We start from the raw sequence: 9,542 nt of genomic DNA on the forward strand, positions 1-9,542 counted from the left end.
GATCGGCCCCGGCGGCGTCCTGAGCGCTCTGGCGCAGGGCTGCATCGACGACGCCGTCACTGTCCCGGTGCTGCGCGCCGACCGCCCCGAGCCGCAGGCGATCGTCACCGCTGTCGCGCAGCTGCACACGCACGGCGTCTCCCCGGACTGGCGGACGCTCTTCCCCGGTGCGCGGAAGGTCGCCCTGCCCACCTACGCCTTCCAGCGCGAGCGCTTCTGGCTCGAAGGCACGGCAGCCCTCGACGTGTCCTCGGCGGGCCTGGACTCCTCCGGGCACCCCCTGCTCGGCGCGGTGGTCGAGACGGCCGGGGGACAGGAGATGCTGTTCACCGGTCAGCTGTCCCCGGCCCACCTCCCCTGGACCGTGGAGAACACGGTCGCCGGAGTGCCGGTGCTCCCGGTCGCCGCGTTCGTCGAACTCGCGCTCTGCGCGGGCCGGCAGGCCGGGTTCCCGCACCTGGAGCAGCTGGACGTGGCGGCCCCGCTGGTGCTGGCGCACCAGGGCGCGGTCCGTCTCCAGGTGCAGGTCGGCGCGGGCCAGGACGACGGCCGGCGGGCGGTGCGGATCTACAGCCGGGCCGTCGGCAGCGGCGACGAGCCGTGGGTCTGCCACGTCACCGGGGAGCTCGCCCGAAACGTTCCGGCCGCCGGCTTCGACATGATGATCTGGCCGCCCGCGGACGCCGAGCCGATGGACGTGACGGACCACCCGGGCCTGCGCGCCGCCTGGCGCGTCGGGGACGAGCTGTACGCCGAGGCCGCGCTGTCCGGCACGGAGCGGGAACGGGCGGACCGGTACGGCCTGCACCCCGTCCTGCTGGACACCGTCCTGGAGACCCTGGCATCGGCCGGCACCGGCGAACCCGGCAAGGTGCTCCTGCCCCACGCCTGGAGCGGCGTCTCCGTGCACGCCCCGGGAGCCGGGACCGTGCGCATCCGGATCCGTCCTGCCGACGGTGACGCGGTGGCGGTCGAACTGGCCGGCGCCGACGGTGCCCCGGTCGCCTCGGTGGCGTCCCTGCGGACGCGGCCCGTGTCGCCGCAGCAGGTGCTGGCGGCACGCGCACTGAACCAGGACTGGCTGTTCGAGGTCGACTGGGTCGAACACACCGGCCCCGCCGCCTCGTCCGCCCAGCCCGACGCGGTGGTTCTCGGCGGTGACGGCCCCTTCCCCGGCATCGACGCGCTCCGCCAGGCCGTGGACGGCGGTGCGCCCCTGCCCGCCCATGTGCTCCTGCCCTGCCCTCCGAGCGAGGGCGACGCCGCCGCAGCGACGCGGAAGTTGCTGACCGACGTGCTCGCGGTCGTCCAGGAATGGGTCGCCGACGAGCGGTTCACCGACGCGAAGCTCGTCGTGGTGACCCGCGGGGCCGTCGCCCTCGACGGCCCGGCCCCGGACCTCGCGCACGTCGCACTGGCCGGCCTGGTGAAGTCCGCCCAGGCCGAACACCCGGACCGGCTGCTGCTCGTGGACACGGACATGCCGGCCACGGACGGCATACCCGGCCCCGCCCTCGCCGCGCTCGCCGGCCTGGACGAGCCGCAGGCGGCGGTGCGCGGCGGCACGGTGTTCGTACCGCGCCTCGACCGGATCACCCCGCCCGAGGAAACCCCCGGGCACACCTGGGACCCGCAGGGCACGGTGCTGCTCACCGGCGCGTCCGGCGGCCTCGGGCTCTCGCTCGCCCGGCACCTCGTCGCCGAACGCGGCGCGCGGAGGCTCCTGTTGGTCAGCCGCCGGGGTCCGGCCGCCGAGGGCATCGGCGAAATCCGCGCCGAACTCACCGAGTTGGGCGCCCACGTTGACGTGGCCGCCTGCGACATCGCGGACCGGGACGCCGCCGCGGCGCTCCTGGCCTCGATCCCGGCCGAACACCCGCTCGTGGCCGTCGTGCACGCGGCGGGCGCCCTGGACGACGGCGTGATCACCGCCCTGACCCCGGAGCGCCTCGACACCGTGCTGCGGCCCAAGGTCGACGGCGCGCTGAACCTGCACGAGCTGACCAGGGACCTGAACCTCTCCGCGTTCGTCCTCTTCTCCTCCCTCGCCGGAGTCCTGGGCAGCGCCGGTGCCGCCAACTACGCGGCCGGCAACGCCTTCCTGGACGGCCTGGCACGGCAGCGCCGCGCCGAGGGCCTGCCCGGCACCTCGCTGGCGTGGGGCCTGTGGACGGACAACGGCGGCATGGGCGACCGGATCACCGAGGCCGACCGCAACCGCATGGGCCGGGCCGGCGTGGTGCCCTTCACCTCCGCCGAGGGACTGGCCCTCTTCGACCTCGCCCTCACCCTGGACGAGCCGGTCGTCGTGCCCGTCCGGCTGGACTTCCCGGGACTGCGCTCCATGGCCCGCACCGGCATGATGCCCGCGGTCTTCCGCGGACTCGTACCGGACACCGGCGCCGCACCCGAGGAGGCCGCGGCCGCCGGCCGCACTCCCGCCCTGGCCCGCAGGCTGGCCGGAATGTCCGAAGCCGACCAGGAGAAGGTGCTGCTGGACCTGGTGCGCAGCCAGGCGGCCGCCGCACTGGGACTCGCGAGCACGGCCACGATCGAACCCGCCACCGCCTTCCGGACCATCGGCTTCGACTCCCTGACCAGCGTCGAACTCCGCAACCGGCTCAACGCGGCGACCGGACTCCGGCTGAAGCCCACGCTCGTCTTCGACCACCCCAACCCGGTCGCGATCGCCCGGCTGCTGCACAAGGAACTGGTCCTCGACCTGGCCGCCGAGACCCCGCCGGTCTTCGACGACCTGGACCGGCTGGAGGCACAGCTCGCCGCGGCCGCCCTGGACGGCGGGGACCGGGACAAGGTCACCGCCCGGCTGAAGTCGCTCCTCTGGAAGTGGACCGACTCCCACCAGGACACCGCGGCGGCCGCCACGGACACCGGCCCCTCCGACATCGACCTCGACCGGTTCGACGCCGCCACCGACGACGAGATGTTCGACCTCATCGACCAAGAGCTCGGGTCTCTCTAAACCCTTCTCACTCTTCACGCACTGCAACCGAGGACGTAAAACACATGTCGAACGACGACAAGCTCAGGGACTACCTCAAGCGCGTGATGGTGGACCTGCGCCACACCCGCAGGCAGTTGGGTGAGCTGGAGGCGAAGGACACCGAGCCCATCGCCATCGTCGGGATGTCCTGCCGCTACCCGGGCGGGGTCGGCTCGCCCGAGGACCTGTGGCGGCTCGTCTCCTCGGGCGGCGACGCCGTGACGGCCTTCCCCGCCGACCGCGGCTGGGACATGGACGCGCTCTACGACCCCGAACCCGGCCGCAGCGGCCGGACCTATGTGCGCGACGGCGGCTTCCTGCACGACGCGGCCGACTTCGACCCCGCGTTCTTCGGGATCTCCCCCCGCGAGGCCCTGGCCATGGACCCCCAGCAGCGGCTGCTGCTGGAGACCTCCTGGGAGGCCTTCGAACGGGCGGGCATCGACCCGGCCGCCGCCCACGGCACCCGCACCGGCGTGTTCGTCGGCACCAACGGCCAGGACCACGCCTACCTCCAGCGGCACGGTGACGAGGAGGTCGAGGCCCACCTCGTCACCGCGAACACCGCGGCCGTCGTCTCCGGCCGCATCTCCTACACGTTCGGCCTCGAAGGCCCGGCCGTCACGGTGGACACCGCGTGCTCGTCCTCGCTGGTGGCCCTGCACCTGGCCGCCCAGGCCCTGCGCCAGGGCGAGTGCTCGCTCGCCCTGGCCGGCGGTGTGACCGTCATGGCCACGCCGAACACGTTCCTCGCGTTCAGCGCACAGCGCGGCCTGTCGCCCGACGGCCGCATCCGCGCGTTCTCCTCGACCGCCGACGGCACCGCCATGTCCGAAGGCGTCGGCGTGCTCCTGCTGGAGCGCCTGTCCGACGCCCGCCGCCTCGGCCACGAGGTCCTCGCCGTCATCCGCGGCAGCGCCGTCAACCAGGACGGCGCCTCCAACGGCCTGACCGCACCGAACGGTCCGTCACAGGTACGCGTGATCCAGCAGGCCCTGGAGAACGCCCGGCTCACCGCCTCCCAGATCGACGCGGTCGAGGCACACGGCACCGGCACCACCCTCGGCGACCCGATCGAGGCGGAGGCGCTGCTCGCCACCTACGGTCAGGAACACCCCGGTGACCAGCCGCTGTGGCTGGGCTCGGTCAAGTCCAACATCGGTCACACGCAGGCGGCTTCCGGCGTCGCCGGTGTGATCAAGATGGTGATGGCGATGCGCCACGGCGTGCTGCCGCAGACGCTGCACGTGGACGAGCCGACCCCGCAGGTCGACTGGTCGGCCGGCGGCGTCCGGCTGCTGACCGAGGCCGTGGGGTGGCCGGAGACGGACCACCCGCGCCGGGCGGCGGTCTCGTCCTTCGGCGTCAGCGGCACCAACGCGCACACGATCATCGAGCAGGCCCCGCCGCTGGAGGAGGAGCCGGCCGAGGAGCCGCAAGCGGCCCCCGTCGCCGGTGCGTTGACATGGGTGCTGTCGGCGAAGAGTGCGGCCGCACTGCGGGCGCAGGCGGAGCGGCTGCTGTCGTTCGTGGAGGACGGGACCGGACTGTCGCCGGCCGACGTCGGCTTCTCCCTCGCCACCACGCGCGCCGCCTGGGACCGCCGGGCAGCGGTCGTCGGCGAGACCCTGGAGGAACTCACCGAGGGCGTACGTGCTTTGGCCTCAGGCACCCCGTCCGCCGCCGTGGTCGAAGGAGTTGCCCGCCTCGGCGGCAAGGTCGGCTTCCTGTTCTCGGGGCAGGGGTCGCAGCGGCTGGGCATGGGCCGGGAGCTGTATGCGGCGTACCCGGTGTTTGCGGCGGCGTATGACGAGGTGTGTGCGCAGCTCGGGGTGACGTTGGACGTCGACTCGGAGGAGCTGCACCGGACGGGCATGACGCAGCCTGCGTTGTTCGCGATCGAGGTGGCGCTGTTCCGGTTGTTGGAGTCGTGGGGTGTGCGGCCGGATTACGTGGCCGGGCATTCGGTGGGTGAGATTGCTGCCGCGCATGTGGCGGGTGTGCTGTCGCTGGAGGATGCGGCGAAGCTGGTGTCGGCGCGCGCCGCGCTGATGCAGGCACTGCCTGCGGGCGGCGCGATGGTGGCCGTGCAGGCCACGGAAGAGGAGGTCCTGCCGCACCTCACCGACCAGGTGGGCATCGCCGCTATCAACGGGCCGCAGTCCGTGGTGATTTCCGGTGCCGAGGATGCGGTGACGGCGATTGCGGAGGTGTTCGCCCAGCAGGGTCGTAAGACGTCCCGGCTGAAGGTCAGCCACGCGTTCCATTCGCCGCTGATGGATCCGATGCTGGACGAGTTCGCGGCGGTCGTGCGTGACCTGACGTTCAACGAGCCGCAGATCCCGGTCGTTTCCAACCTGACCGGCGCGCTGGCGGAGTCGTACTCCGCCGAGTACTGGGTCCGGCATGTCCGCGAGGCGGTCCGTTTCGCCGACGGCATCCGGACCCTGCACGACCTGGACGTGACCACCTTCGTGGAGATCGGCCCCGGTGGCGTCCTCAGCGGCATGACGCAGGGCTGCCTCGACGAGGCCGTCACCATCCCCGTCCTGCGGGCCGACCGCCCCGAGCGGCAGGCGATCACCACCGCACTCGCCGAACTGCACGTGCACGGCGTCCCGTTGAACTGGCAGGCCCTCTTCCCGGGTGCGCGGAAGGTCGACCTGCCCACCTACGCCTTCCAGCAGCAGCGCTTCTGGATGGAGAAGCCCGACGCCGAGACGGCCGTCGTGGACGCGGTCGACGCCGAGTTCTGGGCGGGCGTCGAGCGCGAGGACGTCCAGTCGCTCGCCGCCACGCTGGGGCTGAGCGCCGAAGAGCTGGACGTCGTGGTCCCGAAGCTGTCCGCGTGGCGCCGGCAGCGCAAGGAGCAGTCCGTCGTGGACGGCTGGCGCTACCGGTCGGTCTGGCAGCCGCTCAGCGGTCTGCCCGCCGCGGAGTTGTCCGGCACGTGGCTCTTCGTGGCGCCCGAGGGCGACGCGTGGGCCGAGACGGTCCGCGCAGGGCTCGCCGCGCGCGGCGCACAGCTGATCCCGCTGCCGGTCGGCGCGGACGCCGACCGGCAGTCCCTGGCCGGCGCGCTCGCCGGAACCGACCCGGTGGCCGGCGTGCTGTCCCTGCTCGCAGTCGACGAGAGCGCCTCGGCCGAGCACCCGGCGGTCTCCCGCGGCCTCGCCCTGACCGTGGCTCTCGCCCAGGCGCTCGGCGACGCGGGCATCGACGCGCCCCTGTGGTGCGCCACCCGCGGCGCCGCCGCCACCGGCCGCTCGGACGACGCGCCGCTCAGCGCGGTACAGAACCAGGTGTGGGGCTTCGGCCGGGCCCTGGCCCTCGAACAGCCGTCGCTCTGGGGCGGTTTGATCGACCTGCCCGAGACCGTCGACGAGCGCGCCACCGGCCGTATCGCCGCCGTCCTGAACCAGGCCGCCGGGTCGGCCGAGGACCAGGTCGCCGTCCGCACCTCCGGCGTGTTCGCCGCCCGGCTGACCCACGCCCGGAGCGGCACCGGCCGCCCGTGGACGCCGCGCGGCACCGTACTGATCACCGGTGGCACCGGTGCGCTGGGCGGTCACATCGCCCGCTGGCTGGCGCGCAACGGCGCCGAGCACCTCGTGCTCACCAGCCGCCGCGGCGCCGACGCGCCCGGCGCCGTCGAACTCCAGGCGGAACTGGAGCAGTTGGGTGCGTCCGTCAGCCTCGCGGCGTGCGATGTCGCCGACCGTGACGCGGTGGCCACACTGCTCGCCGAGCACACCTTCACCGCCGTCTTCCACGCGGCGGGCGTCGAGCAGTTCGCCCCCTTCGGCGAGCTGACCCAGGCCGACTTCGCCCGCACCATGGCGGCGAAGACCGGCGGCGCCACGCACCTGGACGAACTGCTGGGCGAGCAGGAGCTGGACGCCTTCGTCCTCTTCTCCTCCATCGCCGGCGTGTGGGGCAGCGGACTCCAGACCGCCTACGCGGCCGCCAACGCCCACCTCGACGGCCTCGCCGCACAGCGCAGGGCCAGGGGCCTGACCGCCACCGCCATCGCCTGGGGCCCCTGGGCCGACGGCGGCATGGTCACCGACGACGACGAGGAACAGCTGCGCCGCCGCGGCGTCCTCACCCTGCCCGCCGCGCTCGCCGTCACCGCGGTGCAGCGTGCGCTGGACTGCGACGAAACCGCCGTCGTCGTGGCCGACATGGACTGGGAACGGTTCATCGGACCGTTCACGCTCAGCCGCCCGAGCCCCCTGCTGTCCGAGCTGCCCGAGGTGCGCCGCGCCGGCGCCGCCGCGACGGCCGACGACACCGCGGGCGCCGCGCCCCTCGCGGCCCAACTGGCCGGACTGCCCGAGACCGAGCGTGCCGAGACCCTGCTCGGTCTCGTCCGCGCGCAGGTCGCCGCCGTGCTGGGCCACGCCTCGGCAGCGGACGTGGAGCCGGACCGGGCGTTCAAGGACCTCGGCTTCGACTCGCTGACCGCCGTCGAACTCCGCAACAGGATCAACACGGCGACCGGCCTCGCGCTGCCGCCCACCCTGGTCTTCGACTACCCCAACGCCGCCGCCCTCGCCCACTTCCTGCAGACCGAACTCCTCGGCGCGCAGGCCGCCGCCGCAGTGCCGGCCGGGCGTACGGCAGCTGCCGACGACGAGCCCATCGCCATCGTGGCGATGAGCTGCCACCTGCCCGGCGGGGTCGACTCGCCCGAGCAGCTGTGGGACCTCGTGGCCTCCGGCGGGGACGCCATCTCCGAGTTCCCGGCCGACCGCGGCTGGGACACCGACAACCTCTACGACCCCGACCCCGAGCGTGTCGGCAAGACCTACGCGCGCGACGGCGGCTTCCTCTACGACGCCACCGACTTCGACGCCGCCTTCTTCGGCATCTCGCCGCGCGAGGCCCTGGCCATGGACCCGCAGCAGCGGGTGCTGCTGGAGACCTCGTGGGAGGTCTTCGAGCGGGCCGGTCTGACCCCCGCACAGGTACGGGGCAGCCGGACCGGCGTGTTCGTCGGCATGGCCTACCAGGGCTACGGCGCCGACGTGCGCCGCACACCGGAAGGCGTCGAAGGGCACCGGCTGGTCGGCGGCGCGTCCAGCGTCGTCTCCGGACGGGTGGCCTACACCTTCGGTCTGGAGGGCCCGGCGGTCACGATCGACACGGCGTGCTCGTCGTCGCTCGTCGCGCTGCACCTGGCAATTCAGTCGCTGCGCAGCGGTGAATGCACGATGGCGCTGGCCGGCGGCGTGACGGTCATGGCGAGCCCCCAGGTGTTCGTGGAGTTCAGCCGCCAGCGCGGTCTGTCGCCCGACGGCCGTTGCAAGGCCTTCGCGGCCGGGGCCGACGGCACCGGCTGGTCCGAGGGCGCGGGCATGATCCTCGTGGAGCGGCTCGGCGACGCCGTGCGCAACGGCCACCAGGTGCTGGCCGTGGTCCGCGGCAGCGCGGTGAACCAGGACGGCGCCTCGAACGGCCTGACCGCGCCGAACGGTCCGGCACAGCAGCGCGTCATCCGGGAGGCTCTGGCGTCCGCCGGCCTCGCGTCCACGGACGTGGACGTGGTCGAGGCGCACGGCACGGGCACCACCCTCGGCGACCCGATCGAGGCGCAGGCGCTGCTCGCCACTTACGGCAAGGACCGCGAACAGCCCCTGTGGCTGGGATCGTTGAAGTCCAACATCGGTCACACGCAGGCCGCTGCGGGTGTGGCGGGCATCATCAAGATGGTCATGGCGATGCAGCACGGCATGCTGCCGCAGACGCTGCACGTCGACGAGCCGACCCCGCACGTGGACTGGTCGGCGGGCGCCGTGCAGCTGCTGACCGAGGCCGTGGAGTGGCCGGAGTCGGAGCGGCCGCGCCGGGCGGGTATCTCGTCCTTCGGTGTCAGCGGCACCAACGCCCACACCATCATCGAGCAGGCCCCCGCCCCGGCGGAGCTTCCGGCCACGCCGGACTCCGGTGCGGTCGTGCCGTGGGTCCTGTCGGGCAAGGGCGAGCAGGCCCTGCGCGCGCAAGCTGCCCGGCTGGCCGACCACCTTGACGTGCGGAGCAGTTGGGCCGCTTCCGACATCGGCCTCTCGCTCGCCTCCCGCGAGGCGTTCGAGGACCGCGCCGTGCTCATGGCACAGAGCCGGGACGAACTCCTGCGGGCACTGTCCGCCCTCGCGGCCGGTGAGCCGGCGGCGAACGTGGTGCTGGGCCGCGCCCGCTCCGGCGGCAAGACCGGCTTCCTCTTCTCCGGTCAGGGCTCGCAACGCCTGGGTATGGGACGGGAGCTGTACGCGGCCTTCCCGGCTTTCGCGGACGCATACGACGCCGTCTGCGCTCACCTGGACGCGCCGGTGGACGTCGACGCCGAGTCGTTGAACGAGACCGGGTGCACGCAGCCCGCCCTGTTCGCGATCGAGGTGGCGCTGTTCCGGCTGCTGGAGTCCTGGGGCGTCCGGCCCGATTACGTCGCGGGTCACTCGGTGGGCGAGATTGCTGCCGCGCATGTGGCGGGTGTGCTGTCGCTGGCCGATGCGGCGAAGCTGGTGTCGGCGCGCGC

2 protein-coding genes are annotated in these 9,542 nt (G+C 73.4%); both read left to right on the forward strand.

The genetic code is table 11. From position 1 onward, the window contains the following. Positions 1-2,983, forward strand: a 2,983-nt coding sequence (locus HG542_RS33365) for a type I polyketide synthase (protein WP_171088121.1), incomplete at its 5' end; no start/stop codon positions are given. A gap of 44 nt (positions 2,984-3,027) precedes the next feature. Then, positions 3,028-9,542: type I polyketide synthase (locus tag HG542_RS33370; RefSeq protein ID WP_171088123.1), on the forward strand; the 6,515-nt coding region annotated here is incomplete at its 3' end.

Origin of the sequence: Streptomyces morookaense, from assembly GCF_013030945.1 — a bacterium.
In the GTDB taxonomy this organism is placed as follows: domain Bacteria; phylum Actinomycetota; class Actinomycetes; order Streptomycetales; family Streptomycetaceae; genus Streptomyces; species Streptomyces morookaensis.